Consider the following 24,251-nt stretch of genomic DNA (forward strand, 5'->3'; position numbering starts at 1 on the left):
AAGAAGTTAACATTTACACTTACCCAAGCAGGGGACAATATGAGAAACTGGCAATGATTGCGCAAACATTACTATTTTGACGCCATAATTCAGTGGTCAATGCTTTGAATAATAAAATAAATGCTCAGAAAGGCCGTTCCCGTACGGCTACGCTCGAAGATGTTGCTCAGGCCGCCAGCCTTTCACCCATGACGGTCAGCCGCGCCTTAAACAATCCCAAAGTCGTGCGCCCGGCGACCATTGCCCGCGTGATGGAAGCCGTGAGAAGTACCGGTTACATCCCCAATATGCTGGCCGGTGGTCTGGCGACCAGCCGCACGAAACTCATTGCCGTCGTCGTGCCGCAGATTAACAACAATATGTTTGTTGATACCGTGCAGGCCATCAGCGACCAACTGGCGGCACGGGGTTATCACATGCTGTTGTGTATTGTCGGCTATGAGCCGGAAGATGAAACCGATATTGTCGCCACCCTGCTTTCGCGTCGACCGGACGGGATTGTGCTGACCGGCATTCATCACACGTCGGAACTGAAAAGAATCATTCTTAACGCCAATATCCCGGTAGTAGAAATCTGGGATTTAACGCCCACACCGATTGACATGCTGATTGGCTTCTCGCACGAAAAAGTCGGCAATGCCATCGGTGACTATTTCCTCGGCAAAGGCTTCAGGCGTTTTGGCTTTATCTGTGCTTCCGATCGCCGCGCAATGGTGCGTAAAAACGGGGCAATCAGCGTGTTGCGGGCCATTCCTGAGCACGACATTAAAGAAGTGATTGTTTCCCGTCCGGCGAATATGGAAGTCGGACGCCAGGCATTGCGCCAACTGCTCGCCAGCGATCACCGCTTTGACGCCATCATTTGCAGCTCCGACACCCTGGCGCAGGGCGCAATCATGGAAGCCGAATCGCAGGGTTTACGCGTGCCGGATGATTTCTCGGTGATCGGTTTCGCGGACCTGAATTTTGCCGCCCATAACCGCCCTGCCATTACCACCGTCAGCGTCGAAAAATGGGATTTAGGCATCCGCGCGGCAGATATGCTGGCGGATAAAATTGAAGGCATCGCGGTTGAGGAACCTATTGTTGATATGGGTTACAAACTGGTTATTCGGGAATCAGCTTAGCGCCTTGCACACTTCAGCTTTTGTTTTAACCATAATACTCCACCCCAACCCTCCCCTTCGCAGGGGAGTGAGTTGTCCGCGTAATTAATTCAACTTTATATTTTTCCCGGTTATAAATAACCCTGACAATTGAAACTCATTCTTATTTGTTAAAAATGTTAGCTAACATTCATAACAACAAATAACAGAAACTTTCCGTACGGAATTATATTGATCTAAATTCTACCCACAAAATCATGAAGAATACTTTGATAAACAATGCTATTTCCCCCTTAGCCATTCACAATAAAAACAATCAATATCTCATTGATTTAATGAGACTTTAAATCAAATTAAACCTGTGGAACTCCTTAATGCATTTCCCGCCTTATAGTTCATGGGGAATTTATTCATTTATTTTAGATGTAGCGGTGATATTATCGATTTGTACCCAAAAAATAATAATAATTAACCCAAACTTAACATCAGGCATGTGAGAGTCGTAATTCTATGCTCCTTCAAAAAAAAACAACCCGTCGCAAGTTTTTACTTGGGTCGCTGATGGCTTTGCCTGTCGGGACCATCATGATGAAAGGGCTGTCAGCGGCACAAGCTGCAGAAATGGCTGCCCCGGATTTACTCGAATATAAACCGATATTTTTCAGCGCCGATGAGTGGCAGTTTATTATGGCCGCCGCTGACCGCCTGATCCCTGCGGGTGGCAAAGGCAAAGCACCGGGCGCACTCGAAACCAATGTGCCGATTTTTATCGATCAGCAAATGCACGGCGATTTCGGCGAAGAAATCTATATGCAGGGCCCGTTCAACGTGCATGCTCCGGCGACGATGGGGTATCAGATCCCGTTCCGTCCGCAGCAAATCTACAAAACCGGCATTCGTATTGCGAACGCCTGGTGTCAGCAAAATCATCAGAAAGCCTTCCATGAACTGGCCGATCAGGACAAAGACAATGTGCTGACGCAGTTGCAGAAAAACGGCATCAAATTTGCCGATGCGGGCGAAGAAAATCTTGTCGCCTCGCAATTCTTCAGCGAACTGCTTTCAGACACCAAACACGGCTATCTGGCAGACCCGATCTACGGCGGGAACAAAGGGATGAAGGCGTGGATTGCCATCGGCTTCCCCGGCGCACGCGCCAGTTTCACTGAGTGGGTTAAGCAGCACAATGTCCCGTATCCGCTGGGGCCTGTGAGCCTGCAGGGCGCGCGTGCCTGAGTGCCTCGCCCTATTACCGTTTTCTGATGACTGACAGGATTAAAGATGGCAAAAGTAACTAAACCAGAAGTCGACGTCGTTGTTGTCGGCCTCGGCTGGGCTGGCTCGCTGATGAGTATCGAGCTGGCGATGGCGGGCCTGACCGTTCGTGCGCTCGAACGTGGCGGCGATCGCGGCTACGAAGAATTTGCTTACCCGAAACCGGCGGACGAATATGCCTACGCGGTACGCAATAAAGTCATGGCGACGCCGGCTGAAGCCGCTGTCACCGTGCGTTACAACATGAGTGAAACCGCCCTGCCAACCCGTAAATGGGGTGCATTCGCGCCGGGTACCGGCGTGGGTGGTTCCGGTCTGCACTGGACGGCGGTATTGATTCGCCCGACGCCGACCGATTTAAAACTCAAAACTTACGCTGACGAAGCCTACAAACCAGGCATCCTGCAGGAAGACATGCGGATCATGGATTTCCCTTTCTCCTGGGATGAAATTGAGCCGTATTACACTAAGTTTGAGCATATCTGCGGTCAGTCCGGCAAAACCGGTAACCTGCGCGGTCAGATTATGGAAGGCGGGGATCCGTTCGAAGGGCCACGTTCCGAGCCGTATCCGCTGCCTGCGCTGGAAGACACGCTCAACAGCAGCATGTTTGCTGAAGTCACCAAAAAAATGGGCTACCACCCGTTCCCGAACCCGTCAGCCTGCGTGTCCCGCGCCTGGACTAACCCGTACGGCAACCAGATCGCGCCGTGTAACTACTGCGGTTATTGCAGTAAATACCCGTGCCTGAACTACTCGAAAGCGTCGCCGCAAACGGCGGTGATGGACGCGCTGAAACGCATGGATAACTTCTCTTATGAAGTGCATGCCAATGTGCTGAAAGTCGAACTGCATGATGATAAGAAAACCGCCAAAGGCGTGATCTACATGGATGCAGACGGCAACGAGTGCTTCCAGCCAGCGAAAATCGTGGTACTGAGCAGCTTCCAGTTCTGCAACGTGCGGCTGATGCTGCTGTCCGGGATCGGCAAGCCTTACAATCCGATCACCGAAGAAGGCGTGATTGGCCGCAACTATGCGTTCCTCAGTAACGGCGGTTCGACGCTGTTCTTCAAAGACAAAAACTTCAATCCGTTTGCCACCGCAGGCGCCACCGGCCAGATGTTCAACGATATCTCTCCGGGCAACTTCGACGGCCCTTCCCTTGGCTTTATCGGCGGTGCGAAAATTCACAGTTCGCAGGCCACCGGCACGCCAATCAGCACCTCGCTGCCAAAAGGCACGCCTGCGTGGGGCACCGGCTGGAAAGAAGGCATGGAAGAATGGTACGGCCATTCGATGAAAATCAGCATCACCACCACCTGCCAGTCTTACCGCGATATTTATCTGGATCTGGATCCGAATTACAAAGATGAATATGGCTATCCGCTGCTGCGTATGACCTTCGACTGGAAACAGAACGAACTCAAATTGCAGCAATATCTGAAAGGCATCGTGGGCAATATCACCAAAGAGCTGAACCCGGACAGTTACAGCGAAAGCTTCCTGCCGATGGACGCGCACTTTGACCTGACCAAATACGTCTCTACCCACAACGTGGGCGGCGCGGTGATGGGCGATAACCCGAAAACCTCGGCGCTGAACAAGTTCCTGCAAAGCTGGGATGTGCATAACGTATTTGTGCCGGGCGGTAACGCTTTCCCGCAAAACTTCCAGGCTAACCCGACGGATACCATTGGTGCGATCACCCTGATGGCGGCGCAGGCGATTAAAGATCAGTACCTGAAAAACCCTGGTCCACTGGTTCAGGCATAAGCGGAGATGAACAGGATGAAACTCAAAAGTTTATTTATCGCTAACGCCTTGCTGCTGGGTGCGGGTTTTATGGCGAATGCGCAGGCGGATACCAATACACAACCCGACAACGCAGCGCTGATCAAACAGGGCGAATATGTGGCGCGTCTGGGCGACTGCGGCGCCTGTCATACGGTGGCGGGGAAACCGGCGTTTTCAGGCGGGCTGGCGATCAACTCCAATCTGGGCACCATTTATTCCACCAACATTACACCGGATAAAGACCACGGTATTGGCGGTTATAGCGAAGCACAATTCTCGGATGCAGTGCGCAAAGGCGTTCTGCCGGACGGCACCCGTTTGTATCCGGCAATGCCTTATCCGGATTACGCCAAAATCAACGATCAGGACATGCACGCGCTCTACGTTTACTTTATGCAGGGCGTAAAACCGAGCGCAGAACAACCGCCTGAAACCGATCTGAGTTTCCCGTTCAGCCAGCGCTGGGGCATGCGTTTCTGGAACTGGGCGTTCGCGTCTGACAAACCTTTCCAGCCAATCGGTGGCGCTTCTGAGCAGGTAAACCGGGGTGCGTATCTGGTGGAAAGTCTCGGGCACTGCGGCAGTTGCCATACCCCACGAGGTTTCGGCATGAATGAAAAGGCGCTGGACAGCAGCGACTCTGATTTCCTGGCGGGCGGTAGCCTGAATAACTGGGACGTCCCTTCCCTGCGCGGCGTGGCGCACTGGAACGAGCAGGAAATTGCCGATTATCTGGGCAAAGGGCGTAATGACAAAGCAGCAGTTGGCGGCGAAATGACGTCTGTGGTGGAAAACAGTACCGCACACATGACCGATGACGACCTCAAAGCCATCGCGGCCTACATCAAGTTCCTGGGCGGTAACCCGCCGGTTCCGGCAGAGGACACGCAAAAAGCCAGCGCGACCGAAGCCAGACTGACGGCGGCGAAAAACCTCAGCGAAGGCGAGCGTTTGTATCTGGATAACTGCGGCGCCTGTCACTTTGTCACCGGCAAAGGCGCACCGGGCGTTTTCCCGCAACTGGATCAGGCAACGATTGTGAACGCGAAAGATCCGACCGGGCTGATCCACACCATTCTGGCGGGCGCGCAGCAACCGTCAACGGCACGGGCGCCGTCAACGCTTGTGATGCCGGGCTTTGCCAGCCGTCTGACGGACGAAGAAGCGGCGCAATTGTCGACCTTTATCCGTCAAGGTTGGGGCAACAACGCACCGGCAGTGACGGCGAAAGACGTCAGCGAAGTCAGAAAAACCCTGACGAAGTAATCACTTTTGCAGGCTCAAACGGCTTTCCTCACGGAAGGCCGTTTTTTTATAGGCGATCAGGCAGCGGGCGTTTCATGCAAATGACGCCACAGAATTTTCCCTTCTGCATCCACCACAAATAACACCGTCGAATAACGCAGTGTTTCCGGCTGGCCGGGCAACTGCTGGCGTTCCTGATACGCGACTACCGCGCCTTTTTCACTTTCAGCAATCACCACCGGCTTTTCGACCTCAATCTTCAGCCCGCTTTTCGCGCCCCGCTGCGCCCTGAAAAAAGCACACAATGCCGGATGATCCAGCCGGTGGCCGGTGATCGTTACCATCGAATAGGCCGGACTAAACCGCGCCAGCAGTTCATCACAAACCTGCCCAGGTGCAGCGGAGTCTGAAAACCAGCGCTGAATTAACCCATGCGCATCAAACACTTCTTTCACAAAACGATTCATAACTTTTCCTGTTGGTGTTCCTGTAGAAGCCGTTCCTGAATAATGGCGTGCCCCGGTAACCGCAGACACAACATGATGGGAATAATGACGCTGGACGCCGCAACGGTGAAACTCAGCGGATAGGCGAATGCCGGAACAGAAAGCTGCCAGGCACTCAGCATCACGCTGACCAGCGTCACGCCAAGACAAAAACTCAGCTGGCGGTTGATGTTCCACAGGGCGCTGGCGTCAGCCAGTTGTTCAGTACGGATATGTAAAAACGCAGCGCTTTGCGCCGTACTGCTGCACAGACTGCTGCCCGCCCCCATTAACGTAAACGCCGCGATTGCCAGCCACGGCGCTGCGGGAAACACACTGAGCAGCGCCAGCAAACCAATACCCGCACCCTGAATCAGACAGCCCGGAATAAATAACGCCCGCGGCCCGAGCCGGTTAAACATTTTGCCGGTAAAACTGATGGCAGCAAATGACGCCAGCGACCACGGCAACATCAGCCCGCCCGACTGCGCCGCCGAGAAGTGGTGTTCATTCTGCAGATACAGCATGGCAATCAGGCTGACGCCGGTAAACACACCGGGAATACACTGATAAATCAGCATGCCGGTGCGCAATAACGGATCTTTTATCAGCGTCAGATCCAGCAGCGGCTCAGGGTGTTTTCGCGATCCCCGTACAAACATCGTCATCAGCCCTGCACCGGCCACGAATAATGCGCTGCCGCTCAGCCATTCATTGTTTTCGCCCAGAGATGTCAGCCCCCATAGCACCAGCGCCAGCCCGCCATTCAGCAGCGCAAATCCTTTCAGATCGAACCTCCCTGCCGGTTCACGCGGCGTTTGCGGCAGCCAGCACAGTGCCAGAACCCAGGCCAGCGACGACAGCGGCAGGCTGGCAATAAACACCCAGCGCCAGCTAAAACTGTCCACGATAATGCCGCCGAGAGCCGGAGACAGCGCCGGTGCCAGCAGCCCGACCAGCATGATCACCGCAGACAGCCGGGCGCGTTCATGGCTGCGGTACAGTGCATAAGTCAGCGTCTGCCCGAGCGGGATCAGCAATCCGCCGCCAAGCCCCTGCAAAACCCGCCAGCCAATCAGCGTGGTCAGGCTTGCCGCGCCCGCTGCAGCGAGTGAGGCAAGCATAAAAATCGTCAGCGAGAGGATAAACACCCGCCGCGCACCGAAACGCCCCGCCAGCCAGCGGCTGAGCGGAATAACCAGTGTCAGCCCCAGAATATATCCGGTACTGACCCACGCCAGCGCGCTGACCGGTGCCTGAAATTCCCGTGCAATGCCGGGATACGCCACATTGGCGATAAACATGTTGATCAGATCAACGAAAAAACCGAGCAAATACACTGCGGCAACCCGCGCCCTGTGACTCATTCTTACGTATCCACAATGGGTAAAGGCGGGCAATGTAACGGAGAAGTTCTTACGGATAAACGGACGCGGTGCAGTTACACTGTCAAAATTATTTTGACAGTAAGGACACACAGAATGCTGAATTTACAGCGGCTGGAGATTTTCGTCGCGGTGGTTAACGCAGGCAGTTTTACCGGCGGAGCAGTCTCCCTCGGGCTGACCAAAGCGGTAGTGAGTTTTAATGTGAAGCAACTGGAAAGTGAAACTGGCGTCGCACTGCTGACCCGAAGTACCCGGCGGCTGGCACTGACGGAATCAGGCGAACGCTTTTATCAACGCTGTCAGGATTTATTGCAGGAAGCCGAAGCGGTGCTCGACGACGTGCGTCGTGATCACGGTGGCCTGAGCGGTCAGTTGCGGATCACCAGTACACCGGAATACGGCGCGCGCGTGGTGGTTCCGGCGCTGGCGGCGTTTTCTGCACTGCATCCGCAACTGCGCATTCAGCACGTCGCCTCTTCACATCACGACGACCTGATCGCCGGACGTTTTGATCTGGCGATCCGTCTCGGCCAGTTGACTGATTCTAGTCATCACGCCGCCGCACTCGGGCGTTTCGGTATACTGCCGGTGGCATCTCCGGCCTTTTTGCGCGAACACGGAAACATCACTACGCCGGACCAGTTGGCCGCAAGCCGGTGGATCGCTCACAGCCGTCTGCCGTTACCTATGAGCTGGCCGGTCACTGATGCTCAGGGAAAGCAAAACCCGTTTCGCGTGACGATGCCGCCCGCCATTGTGGCCGACAGCGCCTCGGCGTTGTTAGCCTTTGCGCTGGCAGGTGCAGGCGTCGTGCTGTTGCCGGACTGGCTGGTGCAGCCGGAAATCGACGCACAGCGTTTATGCCATGTGCTGCCCGGTCACCGTTTTCCGCCACAGGGCATTTTCGCGCTGTATCCTAACACCCGTCACGTGCCTGAAAAGGTGCGAAGCTTTATTGATTTTCTGCAAAGCCGGCTGGCGGAGTTCCCCGCCCAAGCTAAGATTTAACTCAGCTCACGGGAGGAAACATTCATTATGATCATCGAGACATCACGGTTGCTGCTCCGGCCTGTTACGGCTGAGGATATTCCCACGTTTTTTGCTATTTACGGCGATCCGCAAACCAATCTTTTTAACCCGCGCGGGCCATTGCCGGACATCGCGGCAGCACAGGAAAAACTGAACAGCTGGCTGAGGGAATGGCCGGATAATGGTTACGGGCACTGGGCCATTGCGCACAATCATCAACCGGATCAGATTATCGGTTTCGGCGGGCTGGGTATCCGTGAAGGCTACGAAAATCACCGTGTGTTTCTCGGCTATCGCTTTGCGACAACAGCGTGGGGAAAAGGGCTGGCAACGGAGTTTGCCAGCACAGCGCTCAGCACCGGTTTTGAGAAACTGGGCATACTGCGGATTTCGGCTACCGTACGTGAAAATCATCTGGCTTCACAGCGCGTTCTGGAAAAAATCGGCATGCAGAAAGTGGGTTTTGAGGGCGATCCGCTCCATGGCACGGGCAGTTACCTTTACCGGCAGACCAACCCGCGCACAGTCAGCGGCCCATCGTTCAGCTGACATAAAACCACCTTGGGCGATCGTCCCCCGCCTGAGATCGGAAAATTCTGAGTCTCAGGCATTGCTAGCTTTTTTTTTCTAAAAATACCTGTACAACTTTCTATATCTTGTATAACTTTATAGTCACACAGGCAATCATTACTCACACATCTATTAACATAAGGGTTAATTATGCGTCAGAACAGACACAACGGAATGGCCCCGGACACGTCTCATTCCTTATACAGTCAGGTCTTTTCTGAAGAGGAAACAATGGGGCGCGTTGTTGTTGAAATTCTTGAGGCAGGAAAGAACCTCAATCGCAAAGCTTTATGTTCAAAACTTTTAAATCGTGTTGAAGCGGCTGGAAGTGAAGAAGAGGAAAAGCATTATATGAAGCTTATCCGTCTGGTACTTGAACGAGATTCATGATCCACCCTGATTAAGATCATAGTGCAAAGATTGGCTTCATAGCATTTCAGTTCGACATATTATGCGGGCTTGATTAATTCACAGCCTACCAAATTTTATGCCCTCAGGCGTAAAGTACTAACTCTGAACCTGAAGCTAATCTGCCCAAGAACTTTGGCCGGCATATATTCAGAGGCTGCTAATATGTACAGAAGTAATGAAGAAAGACTGACTGATAAGCTGATAGGTGAGGCCGTAATTTCCTTGCTTAAATCGAAGAACCCGATATCGACTGACAGACTCATCGCACAATTACAGTTTATGGCTGCAAGTGCTGACAACATAAATCGGAAAAGTGCCTGCGAGCGGATTATTAATGAGATCCGCCATGATCTGGCTGATAAACGTGCGCGAATTACCTACGAAGTGCGGGATGTCGATAATGTACGACACTTTTTCAATGCTGAAGGGCCGTCCGATGACAAGAAAAGACATTGATTCATCAAAGAATCATTCGCTAAATCAGGGCGATGCGATGAATTCAAACCCATCCCAGACGATGACAGATTCTGTTTATCACTCAGATGTTTATAACTATTTCAACAATGCGGGCGAACTGTTTTTGAGTGAAACCGAAGTGTTGGGTGCCGCTATTCGCGTCATTCTGGCCGAACAAGGCAAAGTGACAAATAAAGCCATTATATTGCACCTGATTACACAGCTTGAATGCACATCCGATGTGGTGCAGTTGGATATTCTGCGTAGTGCACTGGAAATGGTTGTGGGTATGACACCCGAAAATTCCGGCGTCTGATCCCGGCTGATTAGATTTATTATATTTAATAATTTCACGTTCATTTTTGAAAACCGAACGTGACTTCACTCATAAACAGCAAGTGCGGAGGGTATCAAAATGCAAGATGTGTCTTATACTCATGTCAAATTAGCTGATTATATTCTGACAGAAGACCCGGAACTTCTGGTCGGAAATGAAACTGTCATCCGTATTTATAATAATTTAAAAAATCGGAAAGAACGGGTAACCCATAAAGATATTATTCTTTACCTGATTCAAAAAATTGAGCAGGAAAGTGATTCGGGTAAACAGGATGTATACTTAGAGGCACTTGAATACGTCGTATACCGCACTCCTGATGATGATGTCGTATAATATATCACCTGCGTAGCGTTAAGACTTTGCGAATCAGCCGGATAAATATTTTATATTTGTCCGGCTGATTCATTTAATCTTACTGAAATCTTTTATCGGACTTTTGATATTTAAAGATTTCGGTTTGTTAACAGATATTCCTGCTTAACTTCCGGCCACGCGACAACCGGTGCTCCATTTAGCCTTGGTGAAGCAAACAGCGAGCCCTGGAAATTACACACCCCTGCCGCATCGAGCCACATCCATTCTTCTGCTTTTTCAACACCCGTCGCGATAACCGATATTTCCAAAGAAGAGCAAAACCTGATAATGGCCTGAACAATGGCCTGTTTGGGTCCGCTGGTATGAATGTCACAAATCATATTGCGGTCAATCATAATCTTTTCCGGCTGGCATTGAGTCAGCAACAACAATCCCGCTGATCCTGCGCCGAAATCATCAATCGCCAGTCGCATTCCTGAGGCTTTAAGCTGTTGCAACGCTGTAACGAAATTATCTTCGCGTGTCACGACGCCGTTCTCGGTGATTGCCACGACAATCTGCTCCGGAACCAGACCATGAGCAGTAATCTCATGAACTAAAAATCCGATAGCATCAGGTACCCGGACTAACGTCATAGGCAAAAGTTTGATTGTCAGCGTTTTGTCGCTGATCCCCATCTTCTGTGCCAGTGCAAAAGCCAGCTTTTTGGTTTTCAGGTCAGCTTCATAAATGGTTGTTCTGGAAAGCGCAGAAAAGTACTCCATCGGAGAACCGTCACCTGGACCGCACAGACGGGCTTCGTAAGAGGTAATCTCGCGACTCAGTGGATCAACAATGGGCTGATACGTAAAGCTGTAATCCTTCATCTCGGGAAAGATAAATCCTGCTTCAGGTTTCAGTGACTCATCGGCGATAAAAGACCAGGAATCCGCCGGAAGAATTTCGAGATAATTTTCCTTTTCACGAGCCTGTACAAAGGTGCACAAAAATTGAAGCGCGCGGTCTTCATAGGTCAGCCGGTATTTGGACGTCCCCTTATCCAGCACGGCCTGAAGGACAACATCCTCGTGATGGTGCCTGAGGTCAAAAAGTTCCATCCCCACATTACCGAAGCGGCGCGACGGCGCGTAATCACGCATGAGAACAACGACATTATTGTGCCGCTGATCGCTGCAAATCGTATTATAAATAGCATCGACGGCCTCTTCCGGCCCTTCCAGCAACTGGAAAAAGTGCATTCCGTCAAAAAGCAGAATACCGGTAATACTGTTGCGTTCATTCCCGATGTTGGCTCGCGACACCATCTCTTCCAGAGAAGCAGGCAGGACAGAGTCACTGATGTGGCTGCGGTAGACGAGGGTTAAAAGCATTAAGAAATTCCAGGGCAGGCTTCAGTTATGAACCCCACGATAACAGAAATTTTATTTACGGAAAAATCTCAATTGATTATCTTCGCTAACATATTGTGGTGAAAAAATGCCGTGATGCTCAGGCCTGTGACCATTAAGAGTAATGGCGCGGTTGCCATTTTGGAGGATAATCGCTGACATTCTATTCATTTACAGGAAACAGGGCATGACTCAACAACCCGCACCAGAAGATTTTTACAGCGAAAAATACGGCCTGACCCGTACCCACTCAGAAATCATCAACGCCGCACAGCATGTCCGGCCGGGTAAAGCACTGGATTTAGGCTGTGGCAGCGGGCGTAACTCGCTGTATCTGAACCTGAAAGGGTTTGAGGTGACGGGCTGGGATAACAACGCCATAAGCGTCGCAAAAGTGAATGATATTATCGCGGCGGAATCACTGAATAACATCAATATCAGCGAAGCTGATCTGAACACGCACCGTTTCAGCGGTGAATATGATTTTATTTTTTCCACCGTGGTCATGATGTTTCTGCAACGCGACAGCATCCCGCACATTATTGAAGACATGCATGCGGCCACCAACACGGGCGGTTATAACCTGATTGTGGCCGCCATGGACAGCCCGGATTATCCGTGCCCGCTGCCCTTCCCGTTCACGTTCAAGCCGTCAGAACTGCGTGATTATTATCGCGGCTGGGAAATCGTGAAATATAACGAAGATGTCGGCGAACTGCATAAACGCGACGAAAACGGAGACCGTTACAAGTTGCGGTTTGCGACGCTGCTGGCAAGAAAAATCTGATATCCATCAGTCCTTCGCAGGCAAACCCTGCATAGCCTAGCTTTTCGACTAAACTTAAATTCCACCCAAAAAGGAGCACGATATGTCATCACAAGACTTTGATAAAGATCCTAGCCGTGTGGAAGATAAAGTAGAAAACACGGTTAACCAGTTTGCCGGTGAAGCGCAAAAGCAATTTGGAGATTTTGTTGACTCTCCGAAACATCAGCTTAAAGGTGCTGCACGCAAATACTCCGCGCAGGCGAGTGAAGCAGTTTCTGACGTGGCGGATAAAATCAAAGAAAATCCGCTGTCGGGATTGATTGCTGCCGGTGCGATTGGCGTGGTTCTGGGGCTACTTTTAGGCCGCAAATAACCGTCCGGGAGAAACAGATTTCTCCTACACAAATTATTAACAAAAAGAGGGTATGATCTTGTCTTCTGTAGCAATCTACAGATTATTCAGACATTCCCCTTGTAGCAAATCCAATACCCGTCTCCCCTGACGGGTATTTTTTCGCCAGCTTGCGTGAATCATTGCCCTTTACCGACCAGCTGAGCGGCTTTCACGAAAATTTCATCTTCCACACCGTCCCCTTTTTTACGCCCGAGCCGCCGCAGTTCATCAATGATGCTCTCCCGGTTAATAATCGTTCCGCTGGAAATTAACCCCATAACAGCCGCACCAATGGCCAGCCCGATCAGGCCTGTCTTTTCGCTTTCGTCCTTCATGATGACCCCGGTAAATTATTCGAATTTTTCAGATAACGCTCAGTATCTATAGCTGATGTAATGGCATTTGTCAGAATTCGGGCACAGCCGGGATCGCATTTTTCTATCAGGGTTAAGGGGGCTGGCATAGCCTGAGACGGAGAAATTCCGCCTTGTCAGCAGTCTGTAAAAGACCTATATTTAGACCGAAGCCTCGACAGGAGCAGTAAAACATGCAAATACAGACCATCAGCTTCGTGAAGAAGCATGCCGCTGCGCTTGATTTATCACAACCTATACTGGTCACTCAGAATGGTGAACCGGCTTATGTGATTGAATCCTATGAAGACAGGCAAAAAAGGGATGAAACCATCGCTTTACTCAAGCTGCTGACACTGGCAGAAAATGATAAAGCTGAAGGCCGGACATTGACGAGGGAACAGTTGTTAGCAGATCTCTACTGATGAGTCACTCATCTCATCGGCTCATTATTGGGATCAATTTATGTCTGCCACGAAAAGTAAAATTACGATTGAGTACCTGCAAACTGTAAAGCTATCCATTGATGAAATCGCTTCGTTCCAGACCTTACAGGGAAACGACCCTTTAAAGATCATCAACGCTGTATTAGATGAGTTTGAAACAAAAGTGAAAGTATTTCCTTTGTCCTGCCCGGTTTCACCTGATCTTGCAGCGCTGGGGATTATCAAGTATCGCGAATGCAGTACGTTGAGCGGTTATCGCATCATATATACCTATGATGAACCGGCAAATTTGATCTCTGTCTATGTGCTGCTTTCGCAGCGGCAAAATGTTCAGGCGCTGCTGTTTAAAAAGCTGATCATGGGCTAACAACGCAAAAGCCACGCAAACATCGCGTGGCTTTTTTCAGCGCGTCATCCTCTGTTAAATCATCAGTTTTCCAGCTGGTACGTCAGCGTAATCTCGGCTTTCAGAACCTGTGAAACCGGGCAGCCAGCTTTGGCTTTTTTGATGATTTCATCGAATTTATCTTTATCGATGCCTGGCAACTTCACTTTGCTGTCGAGCGCGATTTTGGTGATCGCAAAGCCGCCATCCACTTTATCGAGTGAAACATCTGCGACAGTATCGATGCTTTCCGGCGTGTGCCCCGCTTCGCCGAGCATCAGCGAGAGCGCCATGGAGAAGCAGGCTGAGTGCGCCGCGCCAATCAGTTCTTCCGGGTTAGTGCCTGGCTTACCTTCAAAGCGGGTGTTGAATCCATAGGGTTGTTCCTTCAGGGCACCGCTTTCAGAAGAGATGTAACCTTTACCGTGTTTAATATCGCCTTCCCAGTGTGCCTGTCCTTTCTTATGAATGGTCATATTTTCCTCCGGTTTGCATTACATTAACGTTAAGTATAGCTTCTGATCGGTGATCCGCGAGGATGGCCGGGCTATGCGGTCTGCGGGTAACTTTTCTATAAATCACAACAAAATAGATAACCGAGGAATAAAGCATGTTTAAACCGCAAGATGTTGTTCAGTCCAAAACCGGCGGCCCGAAAATGATCGTCCGTCGTGTTGAAGGCGACACGCTGTGGTGCTCGCGTACGGACGACTTTTCTGCCACTGAAATTGAAGTAAAAGCCGACACCGTGGATCTGTATCACGAAGACGGCGATTTTGGCGTGTGCTGATCACTCCATCAATTTATCCCTCAAGGCTGCCACGGTGGCCTTTTTGTTTTCGTCAGATTGCCAAAAAGCACAACATGAATTAATATTCGATATTATTAAATAATAATTCACGAGAACAATGATACATGGACGCCAGCATTCCGGTAGAGAAACAGTTTCAGGCCTATAACCACCACGATCTCGATGCCTTTTCCGCCTGCTACAGCGAAGACTTTACCGCCTATCGCATGCCCAATATGCTGCCTTCCTTAGAGGGGAAAGACGCACTCAGAACGTTCTATAAAAACCACCGGTTCAACAACAGCGCATTACGTGCTGAGCTGATCTCACGAACCGTGCTGGGCAATAAAGTATTTGACCATGAAATGATCTACGGAATTTATGAGACCCCCGTCAACAGCATTGCCGTGTTTGAAGTCGAAAACGGGCTGATTAAGACAGCCTGGTTCTATTTTGAATAATCATGCATTTTTTGTGACTGGAAGTATTCATTGGTTGCGGATGGATATCCTCAATCATAATTTCCAATTATGTAAAATTCTGAATATAGTGGTCGGAAATTACTGAGAATAATCTGATCAAGGGACCGGCCATAATGAATAAGCCTTTTGCGTGGATGTCTGTGTTTGTTGCCGCCGCATTTTTAAGCGGATGCGCGCAGCCAACAGTTAAAAACACTGAGCAGGATCAGTCAGCACTGAATACCCGTTGCTACAGTGAGTTCAGGGCACTTCAGACGCTGGATAAACAAGCTTTCAATGTTTATAAGCAACAATTTAGTCAGCTCAACGACGCATATGCAGTTTATAAAACCAATGCTTCGCTGATTAACAAAGACTCCAAAGAAATGTTTGCGCTTGAATTAAAAGATAAGCAGACACTTATCTGTGCCCGAGTTAAAAGCGCCGTGTTCAATAACATGAATCAGCGTTCTCAGATGCTCAACGATATTTAACAGAATCAGACATTGAATCCTGGGATTTTATAATCTCAGGATTCAATGATTGCTCTACCATCCCGCCCGCATTACCAGCCTTTCACCGCATCCCCGTGATAGATAGCGTCCGCCGCTTTCACTGTCGCATCCGTCTGATAAGCCTCAACCAGCTCCTTCACGGCCTGGCTGTCTTTGTTATCTTCACGTGCCACGATGATATTCACGTAAGGTGAATCTTTATCTTCGACAAACAGGCCATTTTTGCCCGGCGTCAGCCCGACCTGTCCTGAATAAGTGGTATTGATGATCGCCAGTTCAATTTTGTCGTCATCAATGGCGCGTGTCAGTTGCGGCGCTTCGATCTCAACAATTTTGAGATGCTTTGGATTTTCAATGATATCCAGAGACGTCGGCAGCAAACCTACGCCCTCTTTCAGTTTGATCAAACCTTCTTTTTGCAGCAATAACAGCGAACGTCCAAGGTTAGTCGGGTCATTAGGCACCGCAACCTGCCCGTTATCACTGAGCTGATCAATGGATTTTATCTTGCGGGAGTATCCTGCAATCGGATAGACGAAGGTTTTCCCCACTTCCACCAGCTTGTAGCCGCGCTCTTTGATCTGCTTATCCAGATAGGGACGGTGCTGGAACGAATTTACATCAATGTCGCCGCTGCTCAGCGCCGAGTTTGGCAACACGAAATCGTTGAAGGTCACGACTTCCACATCAAGGTTATATTTGTCTTTGGCGGTCTTTTTGATGGTTTCCCACATCTGTTGATCGATACCCGCGCTGATACCCACTTTAATGTGGTTTTCCTGCGATTTTTGATCACAGGCACTCAGCGCCAGTGCGCCCACCAGAGATAATGCCAGAACTGAAAATTTTAGTGTTATGCGCATAACGGTTTTACTCTTTCCGTGAATAATTAAAAGGTTGAAACAGCATCGCTGAAGATCTCAGTGTTTCAAAGCCTGTCGGGATGCGCAAATACGAAAAAGAAATAACCTAGAGCGGGAATGCTGCCGGAACCCGCTGTACGCAGGTTCCGGCAGGAGGATTTTCTTATGTGGAAAGATTTCCTGATCGTAAACCGATCATTTGCCCGCTGCGTGTAATACCGCAGGTTGCGGGCGGGACAGGAAAATGGTGATGCCCGCCAGCAATGTCAGCACACCGCCGAGCAGGAAGGCACTGCTTACGCCCGCGCTGTCAGCGAGGATCCCGCCGAACAATGCGCCCAGCGCCAGCGACGTCTGGAAGACACACACCAGCAACGCCGAGCCGGTTTCAAACAACGCAGGCGACGCCTGATACGTCCAGATATTCAGACACACCGGCAGCGCACCAAACGCCAGTCCCCAGAGGATCACCAGGGCACAGGCCAGCGCCAGCGGCACCGGGAACAGCGACAACACCAGCACCGAGGCGCTGAGCAACAGCATATTGAGCATAAACGCTTTCTTTACACCGAGCTCACGGACAGTAATTTCCGTGGTAAGCGTGCCTAATAACCCCGCCACACCGTAGCCCATCAGTAACAAAGAAATATTGCTGGCTGAAAGATGCAGGCTAAACCGTAGCCACGGCTCGAGGTAGGTATATGCCGCGAAATGACCGCCCGCCATAAATACGCCGATGATCAGCGCGTAGCGGATCCCCGCGACTTTCGTGACGCTGAGCATCGCACGCAGGCCGATAGAGTGTTGTGCCGGCAGCGAAGGCAGCGCCAGCCATTGCAGCACGAAAAACGCCAGCGCCAGCACGGCGTTAAGCATAAATGCCATGCGCCAGCCGAACAGATCCCCGATAAAGGCGCCCGCCGGTACACCTGCGACCGTGCCGACCGCCACGCCCGCAGTGATCAGCGAAATGGCCCTGGCGCCCTGCTCCTCTGACACCAGCCGCCGCCCGGAAGGAATAGCAAATGACCAGAAACCACCGACACCGATGCCCAGAATTATGCGTCCGATCAGCAGAATGTTGAATGACTGCGCCATCACGGCGATACCGTTGGCCACGATCACCGTCGCGGAGAGCAATAATAATAAGGTGCGGCGATCCATTTTTCGGGCAAACAGCATGATCAGTGGCGCAGAAATCGCGGCAACTAAACCGGGCAACATCACCGCCAGACCGGCATGCCCTTCAGTGACACCCAGAGATTGCGCGATGGGCGACAGTAAACCGATCGGCAGAAATTCGGTATTAACCAGCGCGAAGGTGCCGCAGGCCAGTGAGAAAACCGCCAGCCAGCGGCGGAATGCAGAAGTTTCTGGCCGGGTGTCCAGCGATGAGCACTCAGTCATTTTATGATCCTTAGCAAGGTGAATTATTTCGGGGGTGTTGTTTTAGTATTTGAACGTAATAAACGTGATCACCATCACAGGGTCAAGCCCTTTTCATAATGACTGCCCGGGTATTTCTTATGCACCTGCCAGATAAGCCAGTCTCCGCCTGCGATGCAGGCTGCAGAGGCGCGCGGAGGTTCAAACGGAAAAGGCACATACAGATAACGCGGACAGGAAATGACTCCACATATAAGTATGTTGTAACTAAATTGCAGAAAAAGAGATCAACCGCCGGATGCGGCGGCGAATAACGTGACGGGGAAAGGGCGTTTCAGGGTTAATGCGACACAGATTTAGAATAAAGCTGGATGATCATAATGCCGACAGCGATGCAGCCCATGCCAATCAGCGCCGGAGTATCAAGCCGCTGTTTGTAGATGAAGAATGACATGGCCGAAACAAGGAAAATCCCCATGCCTGCCCAGATAGCGTAGGCGATGCCGATATTCATCACTTTAACGACCTGAGAAAGTCCATAAAAGGATATGGCATAACCGACGACCACAATGACGCTCGGCACTAACCGGGTGAATCCATCAGACGCCTTCATCATGGTCGTCGCCAGTGTTTCGGCGCAGATAGAAACAGCAAGGATGAGATATATTTTGAACATAAGACCTTCTCAATATGAGATTTATAAAAATAAAACATTACCCCGCAGAGTCTTACATTAAACCGTCTTAACGGCAATCATGCCGGGTTTTACTGTTGTCATAAAAATAACCGGGCACAAATACGCCGAATGGCCGGAAATTATTATGTCAGCGCCCTGTCACAACGCCGGTGTGCTTCTCCCGCTTTATGATTTTCTTCTTTTATTGCAGGCGCAATTTCAAGCAAATCTTTCCTGATACGGCGGATATCATGTCAGTTCGAAGTTTTTAAAGTGGCGAAACCAATGACTATTTCATCGACAACGAAAGAATTTATACTCTCATGCTTAGAGAAAGTGGGTGTTGACAATAGAAAGTTGGCGGCTATTGCACAGGGAGCTGATATCTACGGGCCTGAAGGGTTACTGGACTCAATCCATTTAGTGGGCTTTATCGCAGAGATGGGCGAATGGATGGAAGCCAGAACCGAGGTTTCCGGGAGTTTTTTTGATATCCTCGATGGCGATCTTTTCGAAAACTTCAAAAATATCAATCAGATTGAATCACTGTTATCCCGGAGGTTTAGCGATGTCAGCTTTTCCTCCTGATAGCCAGTTTATCAGTACAGAAAAAATCGACGACATTCCTTATCAGCGTCTGGCTGACAGGGTGCCGACGCCGTTTTATGCCTACAGCGCCTCGCAAATAAAGGCCGACTTTTCAGCATTAAAAAAGTCACTTCCGGATGAGATTCATTATTTTTATTCGCTCAAAGCTAATCCCAATAAAACACTGGTTCAGTTGTTAAACCGGGAAGGTACGGGTTGTGAAGTGTGTTCTCTGGCAGAACTGGAAACAGTGATAAGTCAGGGTGTGCCCCCGGAGGATATTATTTTCGTGGGTCCCGGAAAATACATTGCTGAATTAACCCAATGCTGTCGCATCGGTATTAAAGCTGTCGTCATCGAATCCATTGAAGAAATAAAACTTCTGAATGATATTGCTGCCAGCATGGGCGTTATACAAACCATCGCCTTGCGCATCAACCCTGAGTTTACGGGCGAAAAAGCCAAACTGGTGATGAGCGGCAAACCACGGCAATTTGGCATCGACGAACAACTTTTACCGCAGGCATTTGCCTGTGTCGCACAACAGGAAAATTTACGACTGGCGGGGATCCATATTTATCTCGGTACACGGATCCTCGACTGGCAAGCGCTGGCTAAAAATACCCTGAATATTCTGTCACTGGCGGGATCTTTGCAGGAGATCTACCAGGTCGATTTTGATTTTGTCGATGTCGGCGGGGGTTTTGGCGTCAGGTATTTTGATAAAGAAAAGCCACTGGATATTGTTGCGCTCGGTGGCGCGTTAGCGCTCGTTATCCGCAATTATCATGACAAATTTCCGCGCTGTAAGATCATCGTCGAACTGGGCAGATATCTGATTGCCCGTGCAGGCATTTTCGTCACCCGCGTTAATTATCTTAAACCCTCCCGGGACGAATGGTTCGCGGTGTGTGATGGCGGAGCCAACTGTCACGGCAGCGCCGCTGGCATCAACTCACTGATCCGGCGTAATTTTCCGATGGCCCGTCTGGGTGAAACCCGTGCCGGGACACAACATCGTTATCAGGTCACCGGCCCGCTTTGTACCCCCACCGATATATTAGGTGAAAACATTATGCTGGCGGAACTGCATCCGGGTGATCTGATCGGCATCGGACATTCAGGCGCATACGGGGCCAGTGCTTCACCCGTCAACTTTTTAAGTTTTGGTCATCCCGCCGAAATTCTGGTGGAGAAAGGTCAGGCTTTCCTTATCCGAACCGCAGATAGCATTGAGACATTATTGGCACCTCAGATATGTCAGCCTTTATCTGTCGGAAATGCCTGAGGAATCTGTATGTCTCTGGAATTTTCAGCCTCCAATATTCTTTGGCATGAGTTTGAAAAAAATAACAATCCTTCTGCTACGGTGGAGAGTGAACAACTGGATAAAGTTAAAAGTTTTGTTAACGCTTTTTTTCAGTCACATTCCCGCACATGCGAAGCCCAGCTTCAGCCCGTCTCCCGTTGGGTTAACTCTCAAAACCTGACATTCACGACGATGCTCAAAAAACTGGTGACCCAGTTGGAAGAGCAGGCGCTGGTCAATGACCTGGATTTGGTGGTGCTGACCCACTGGACGCCCGATGCTGAAATTGGCGCTTCAGTGACCAATGCCATTATTTATGAAACCGGTTCTCATAACGCTTTTGGTATTGCCATCAGCGATCATGGTTTAAGCAGTGGATTTGTCGCGTTGCAAATCATTGAAGATTACCTGGAAGATATCGGCGGGGACAAACGTCCGCGTAAAGCCCTGCTGATGATGGCAGATCAGGATGCCATTCTGTATGACAGCCCTTATCTCGCCAATTTCCACCCCGCGGCCAGTTGCTGTTTGCTCCTTTTACAAAGCAACGCGACCCACGAACCCCATAAGGTCGCCGGTAATATTACCTTTAAAAATTATCAGAAAACCTCGCTGCCGGTTTCAACGGCGGACATTTATCCCCTGCTTTCCACGCTGAAGATGTTCAGTGCCGCTGAAAACGCATTGCCGCTGATTATTCTGACCAGCAAATCGTTTTCACAGGTTCTGCAACGGGATGCCAACTTCTCGGGTGTCAGGATAGAAACCTGGGACGATGCTTTACTGTCTTCAGCACCCTGGGTGTTATTAAAAAAGCTCGCTCAGAAAAATACGCGGTTCTTATTAATGATGCCGGAAGGGAAGAATATGATCTTCGCCAGTTTTGTGATGGAGAGCTGAAGGTGTATATCCATGCCATCACAAGCCTGATAGCTCCGGTTCTTACCCCGCTCTCCCTGCTGGAAAAAAAATACTGCTGGGGAGAACGGAATCATAAAATTTTTAGCCGTTTTCATAAGATGCAATCTGCCAGTCTGTTTGCTGATGAAACATTGCCGGATCTGCTCTCCGACCTTCTGCAAAAATTACGCGCTGAATGCGACCCCGGTTTATTTCGCCAAATCCGCTATGTCGCCTGGGCGCATTCTCTGCACGCCACAAGCCCGTTTGACCGGATGGAAGAACTGTCCACGGTATTTCAGACGTTTTTTGGCGACCAGGAGATCGAATTTTTTTCTGCGACACAGGCTTCCTGCGCTTCAGGTCTGGTGAGTTTGAAATATTTGCAGGCGAAAATGCGCGCCGCACAGCAGAACACTCTCTCTGAGAACTGTGGCTCTGAGAACTGTGGCTCTGAGAACCTGGCCTCTGTCTGCGGGGTGCTGATCACCGGTGAAAAATGTTTTCACCGCACGGTGCAATATGTCGATCAGAATGGTTATTTTGGCGAAGCCTTTTGCGCCACGCTGGTTGGCATGGCCCCTTCTCCTCATTCGCTGCATCTGCGTGCACTGCATTTACAACAACTCGGGGCTTATGGCACGCGGATGCGGGAAACGGATCGCGAAAGTGAAAATGCCTATGACCACGCATTTTTGCCGGTGATGACCGAAACCATTCAAAAAACGCTGGCGGGCGCGGGACGTAAACCGGAAGAACTCAGCGCCGTGCTCCCTTACCACATCAGCCCGGTGACCTTTGACCGCCTTGCTGATCGCAGCGGATTTAGCCGGGACATCGTATTCCGCCATAACCTCTACACGCTCGGTCACTGCTTTTGCAGCGATGCGTTTCTCAATATCAAAAGCCTGCTTGCCTGTGGGGATAATGCCGTCAGAGCGCGGTGCATTCTGGCTCTGGCCTCAGGCGTGGCGGGCACCTTTGGCGCAATGGTTCTCGAATCAGACAATGAGGATATTCCATGAGCACAACCCATTTAACACAGTGGCTGGCCCGTGCTGCACAGGCTTTTCCCGAGAAAACCGCCCTGGTTGCCGGTGATGAAGAGATAAGCTGGTCAGCACTGTTCCAGCGGGTCATGAAAACGGCCACCTGTTTGCAACAGCATCACATTAAACGGGGCGATCGGGTGGTGGTCTGGCTGCCGAACAGTATCGACTTTGTGGTGTGCTTCTGGGCGGTTCAGCACCTGCAAGCCATTTTTGTCCCTCTTAACCCTGACACGCCCGTCGCGCGCGTGGGCTGGATATGCAACAACGCAGAAGCCAGTTTGCTGATCAGCAGTGCAGATCAGGCGGATGCGCGGGTCACGGCTAGTGCAGATCGCGCCCCGTATCCGGTGCTGTTTGACAAGCCGGGCACAGAAAGTCTGAGCCGCCCGGCGTTACTTTCATTACAGCAGATCGCGGCGCAGGCAGACGTCACACCGCTTGTGCCGGAAGACGCGCTGGATATCGATCTGGCCTGCCTGATTTACACATCCGGTTCCACCGGAGATCCGAAAGGCGTCATGCTGACCCAGCGCAATATGTTGAGCGCGGCGACATCCGTCAGCACCTATCTGGATCTGAGGGCAAGCGATCGGATTTTCTGCACGATCCCGATGAGTTTTGACTACGGGCTTTATCAGGCCATCATGGCCACCAGAGTGGGCGCGACGCTGATTATCGAAAAAGATTTCAGCCGTCCGTTGTTTGCCCTCAAACAACTGGTGAAACAGCGGGCATCGGTTTTGCCGATTGTCCCCACCATGCTGGCCCTCATTGCCCCTCTGGCAAAACGTTATGATTTTTCATCCGTGCGTAAAATCACGAATACGGCTGCCGCGTTGCATTCCAATGATATTGATACGCTGATTGCCCTGTTCCCTCAGGCAGAAATTTTCTCTATGTACGGACTGACGGAATGCCATCGCTGCACCTGGCTTCCGCCAGCGATGTTGTCGACACATAAAGAGAGCGTCGGTTACGCCATCCCGAATACCGAACTTTGGGTGGTGGATGACAACGGTGTCCCGCATCGCAGCAATGCCACGGGCGAGCTGGTTATTCGTGGCGCGACGGTCATGCGCGGTTACTGGCGCAATGAAGAACAGACGCAAAAGAAATTACGTCCCGGCCCGCTGCCCGGCGAATCCGTGCTGTATACCGGAGACATCTGCCGGCTGGATGAACGTGGCCTGCTTTATTTTGTCGCCCGCAAAGATGACATTCTGAAAACCAACGGCGAAAAAGTGGCGCCGCGGGAAGTCGAAGGCGTGCTCAAACGCATCCCCGGGGTCGGACAGGTAGCGGTGATTGGCGTCCCTCATGCCATTTACGGTGATGAGATCGTCGCCTGTATTGAATGTGTGACGGCGCCCGATATTGCCCTGCTCAAAGCCTTCTGTCAGACCCATCTCGAAAGCTACAAGCGCCCTCACCGCTATTATTTCAGTGAGGCGTTACCCAAAAATAATAACGGAAAGATTGATCGTAACCGGCTGCCTGAACTCCTGTTACAGCGCTCCCATGATGTTCAACGCGAATCCGTAAAATCATAAGGAAATCAT

General features: G+C 50.6%; 30 protein-coding genes. 22 read left to right on the forward strand and 8 right to left on the reverse strand.

From position 1 onward, the window contains the following. Positions 1 to 104 precede the first annotated feature (104 nt). The 4 genes from GW591_RS17800 to GW591_RS17815 all read left to right on the forward strand — a co-directional run bounded on the left by GW591_RS17800 (position 105) and on the right by GW591_RS17815 (position 5,444). Entirely contained in the window at positions 105 to 1,127 is a 1,023-nt protein-coding gene (locus tag GW591_RS17800; protein WP_049804370.1) for a LacI family DNA-binding transcriptional regulator, read from the forward strand. A gap of 489 nt (positions 1,128 to 1,616) precedes the next feature. Continuing rightward, positions 1,617 to 2,342: a gluconate 2-dehydrogenase subunit 3 family protein gene (locus GW591_RS17805; protein ID WP_013577916.1), complete on the forward strand. Its 726-nt coding sequence runs from the start codon at positions 1,617 to 1,619 to the stop codon at positions 2,340 to 2,342. 45 nt (positions 2,343 to 2,387) lie between these two features. Further along, a complete protein-coding gene (locus GW591_RS17810) occupies positions 2,388 to 4,157 on the forward strand; it encodes a GMC family oxidoreductase (RefSeq protein WP_013577917.1) in 1,770 nt (589 codons plus the stop codon). A 15-nt stretch (positions 4,158 to 4,172) separates the two neighbouring features. After that, positions 4,173 to 5,444 carry a c-type cytochrome gene (locus GW591_RS17815; protein ID WP_370461805.1) on the forward strand — a complete coding sequence of 424 codons (1,272 nt, stop codon included), beginning with the start codon at positions 4,173 to 4,175 and terminating at the stop codon, positions 5,442 to 5,444. Between the two features lie 56 nt (positions 5,445 to 5,500). Here the strand turns inward: GW591_RS17815 and GW591_RS17820 are convergent, their stop codons facing one another. Both GW591_RS17820 and GW591_RS17825 read right to left on the reverse strand, forming a co-directional pair. After that, positions 5,501 to 5,890, reverse strand: a complete 390-nt coding sequence (locus GW591_RS17820; protein ID WP_013577919.1) for a hypothetical protein — start codon at positions 5,888 to 5,890, stop codon at positions 5,501 to 5,503. Next, complete coding sequence (locus GW591_RS17825; RefSeq protein ID WP_121019834.1) at positions 5,887 to 7,275, reverse strand: MFS transporter; 1,389 nt, start codon at positions 7,273 to 7,275, stop codon at positions 5,887 to 5,889. The genes GW591_RS17820 and GW591_RS17825 overlap by 4 nt, the downstream gene beginning before the upstream one ends. A gap of 114 nt (positions 7,276 to 7,389) precedes the next feature. On the opposite strand from GW591_RS17825, the gene GW591_RS17830 reads away from it, so the two are divergent. The 6 genes from GW591_RS17830 to GW591_RS17855 all read left to right on the forward strand — a co-directional run bounded on the left by GW591_RS17830 (position 7,390) and on the right by GW591_RS17855 (position 10,435). After that, entirely contained in the window at positions 7,390 to 8,304 is a 915-nt protein-coding gene (locus tag GW591_RS17830) for a LysR family transcriptional regulator (RefSeq protein WP_121019835.1), read from the forward strand. Between the two features lie 27 nt (positions 8,305 to 8,331). Continuing rightward, positions 8,332 to 8,874, forward strand: coding sequence for a GNAT family N-acetyltransferase (locus GW591_RS17835; RefSeq protein ID WP_121019836.1), 543 nt, complete (start codon positions 8,332 to 8,334; stop codon positions 8,872 to 8,874). A 171-nt stretch (positions 8,875 to 9,045) separates the two neighbouring features. Beyond that, entirely contained in the window at positions 9,046 to 9,285 is a 240-nt protein-coding gene (gene ycgZ, locus GW591_RS17840) for a regulatory protein YcgZ (protein WP_013577923.1), read from the forward strand. A gap of 183 nt (positions 9,286 to 9,468) precedes the next feature. After that, positions 9,469 to 9,762: a hypothetical protein gene (locus tag GW591_RS17845; protein WP_013577924.1), complete on the forward strand. Its 294-nt coding sequence runs from the start codon at positions 9,469 to 9,471 to the stop codon at positions 9,760 to 9,762. Further along, positions 9,743 to 10,078: a biofilm/acid-resistance regulator YmgB/AriR gene (locus GW591_RS17850; protein WP_223510022.1), complete on the forward strand. Its 336-nt coding sequence runs from the start codon at positions 9,743 to 9,745 to the stop codon at positions 10,076 to 10,078. The genes GW591_RS17845 and GW591_RS17850 overlap by 20 nt, the downstream gene beginning before the upstream one ends. Before the next feature lie 99 nt (positions 10,079 to 10,177). After that, entirely contained in the window at positions 10,178 to 10,435 is a 258-nt protein-coding gene (locus GW591_RS17855; RefSeq protein ID WP_014416580.1) for a biofilm development regulator YmgB/AriR family protein, read from the forward strand. Positions 10,436 to 10,545: 110 nt separating this feature from the next. Here GW591_RS17855 and GW591_RS17860 read toward each other — a convergent pair whose 3' ends face one another. After that, entirely contained in the window at positions 10,546 to 11,787 is a 1,242-nt protein-coding gene (locus GW591_RS17860; protein WP_121019837.1) for a diguanylate phosphodiesterase, read from the reverse strand. Positions 11,788 to 11,992: 205 nt separating this feature from the next. Between GW591_RS17860 and tehB the strand changes: the two genes are divergently transcribed. After that, positions 11,993 to 12,592, forward strand: a complete 600-nt coding sequence (tehB, locus tag GW591_RS17865) for a tellurite resistance methyltransferase TehB (protein WP_014416582.1) — start codon at positions 11,993 to 11,995, stop codon at positions 12,590 to 12,592. Positions 12,593 to 12,674: 82 nt separating this feature from the next. Next, the gene (locus GW591_RS17870; protein WP_013577929.1) at positions 12,675 to 12,947 is read left to right on the forward strand and encodes a DUF883 family protein; all 273 of its coding nucleotides are present in this window, start codon (positions 12,675 to 12,677) and stop codon (positions 12,945 to 12,947) included. Between the two features lie 158 nt (positions 12,948 to 13,105). Here GW591_RS17870 and GW591_RS17875 read toward each other — a convergent pair whose 3' ends face one another. Next, complete coding sequence (locus GW591_RS17875) at positions 13,106 to 13,303, reverse strand: hypothetical protein (protein ID WP_013577930.1); 198 nt, start codon at positions 13,301 to 13,303, stop codon at positions 13,106 to 13,108. A gap of 212 nt (positions 13,304 to 13,515) precedes the next feature. Here GW591_RS17875 and GW591_RS17880 point away from each other — a divergent pair, with 212 nt between their 5' ends. Both GW591_RS17880 and GW591_RS17885 read left to right on the forward strand, forming a co-directional pair. Next, on the forward strand, positions 13,516 to 13,746 hold the full coding sequence (locus GW591_RS17880) for a type II toxin-antitoxin system prevent-host-death family antitoxin (RefSeq protein WP_013577931.1): 231 nt from the start codon (positions 13,516 to 13,518) through the stop codon (positions 13,744 to 13,746). A 40-nt stretch (positions 13,747 to 13,786) separates the two neighbouring features. Next, complete coding sequence (locus GW591_RS17885; RefSeq protein WP_014416584.1) at positions 13,787 to 14,134, forward strand: type II toxin-antitoxin system RelE/ParE family toxin; 348 nt, start codon at positions 13,787 to 13,789, stop codon at positions 14,132 to 14,134. Between the two features lie 62 nt (positions 14,135 to 14,196). Here GW591_RS17885 and GW591_RS17890 read toward each other — a convergent pair whose 3' ends face one another. Beyond that, positions 14,197 to 14,628, reverse strand: a complete 432-nt coding sequence (locus GW591_RS17890; RefSeq protein ID WP_013577933.1) for an OsmC family protein — start codon at positions 14,626 to 14,628, stop codon at positions 14,197 to 14,199. A gap of 134 nt (positions 14,629 to 14,762) precedes the next feature. Between GW591_RS17890 and GW591_RS17895 the strand changes: the two genes are divergently transcribed. The 3 genes from GW591_RS17895 (at position 14,763) to GW591_RS17905 (ending at position 15,897) form a co-directional block, all read left to right on the forward strand. Beyond that, entirely contained in the window at positions 14,763 to 14,942 is a 180-nt protein-coding gene (locus GW591_RS17895) for a hypothetical protein (protein WP_013577934.1), read from the forward strand. A gap of 125 nt (positions 14,943 to 15,067) precedes the next feature. Next, positions 15,068 to 15,403 (forward strand): nuclear transport factor 2 family protein, encoded by a 336-nt coding sequence (locus tag GW591_RS17900; protein ID WP_014416585.1) that lies wholly within the window; start codon positions 15,068 to 15,070, stop codon positions 15,401 to 15,403. 155 nt (positions 15,404 to 15,558) lie between these two features. Beyond that, complete coding sequence (locus GW591_RS17905) at positions 15,559 to 15,897, forward strand: hypothetical protein (RefSeq protein WP_225444951.1); 339 nt, start codon at positions 15,559 to 15,561, stop codon at positions 15,895 to 15,897. Between the two features lie 71 nt (positions 15,898 to 15,968). On the opposite strand, the gene metQ is transcribed toward GW591_RS17905, so the two are convergent. The 3 genes from metQ to GW591_RS17920 form a co-directional block, all read right to left on the reverse strand. After that, the gene (metQ, locus tag GW591_RS17910; RefSeq protein WP_121019838.1) at positions 15,969 to 16,781 is read right to left on the reverse strand and encodes a methionine ABC transporter substrate-binding lipoprotein MetQ; all 813 of its coding nucleotides are present in this window, start codon (positions 16,779 to 16,781) and stop codon (positions 15,969 to 15,971) included. Positions 16,782 to 16,976: 195 nt separating this feature from the next. Beyond that, positions 16,977 to 18,188 (reverse strand): MFS transporter, encoded by a 1,212-nt coding sequence (locus tag GW591_RS17915; protein WP_013577938.1) that lies wholly within the window; start codon positions 18,186 to 18,188, stop codon positions 16,977 to 16,979. Between the two features lie 319 nt (positions 18,189 to 18,507). Further along, positions 18,508 to 18,843, reverse strand: coding sequence for a DMT family transporter (locus GW591_RS17920; protein ID WP_013577939.1), 336 nt, complete (start codon positions 18,841 to 18,843; stop codon positions 18,508 to 18,510). 285 nt (positions 18,844 to 19,128) lie between these two features. Here GW591_RS17920 and GW591_RS17925 point away from each other — a divergent pair, with 285 nt between their 5' ends. The 5 genes from GW591_RS17925 to GW591_RS17945 all read left to right on the forward strand — a co-directional run bounded on the left by GW591_RS17925 (position 19,129) and on the right by GW591_RS17945 (position 24,242). Then, complete coding sequence (locus GW591_RS17925) at positions 19,129 to 19,431, forward strand: hypothetical protein (RefSeq protein WP_013577940.1); 303 nt, start codon at positions 19,129 to 19,131, stop codon at positions 19,429 to 19,431. Next, positions 19,412 to 20,719 (forward strand): type III PLP-dependent enzyme, encoded by a 1,308-nt coding sequence (locus GW591_RS17930; protein ID WP_166861164.1) that lies wholly within the window; start codon positions 19,412 to 19,414, stop codon positions 20,717 to 20,719. The genes GW591_RS17925 and GW591_RS17930 overlap by 20 nt, the downstream gene beginning before the upstream one ends. Before the next feature lie 9 nt (positions 20,720 to 20,728). Beyond that, entirely contained in the window at positions 20,729 to 21,640 is a 912-nt protein-coding gene (locus tag GW591_RS17935) for a hypothetical protein (protein WP_166861168.1), read from the forward strand. A 119-nt stretch (positions 21,641 to 21,759) separates the two neighbouring features. After that, entirely contained in the window at positions 21,760 to 22,665 is a 906-nt protein-coding gene (locus GW591_RS17940) for a beta-ketoacyl-[acyl-carrier-protein] synthase family protein (protein ID WP_225444952.1), read from the forward strand. Further along, the gene (locus GW591_RS17945; protein ID WP_013577944.1) at positions 22,662 to 24,242 is read left to right on the forward strand and encodes a class I adenylate-forming enzyme family protein; all 1,581 of its coding nucleotides are present in this window, start codon (positions 22,662 to 22,664) and stop codon (positions 24,240 to 24,242) included. Before GW591_RS17940 ends, GW591_RS17945 begins: the two co-directional genes overlap by 4 nt. Positions 24,243 to 24,251 lie beyond the last annotated feature (9 nt).

This window comes from Rahnella aceris (assembly GCF_011684115.1).
In the GTDB taxonomy this organism is placed as follows: domain Bacteria; phylum Pseudomonadota; class Gammaproteobacteria; order Enterobacterales; family Enterobacteriaceae; genus Rahnella; species Rahnella aceris.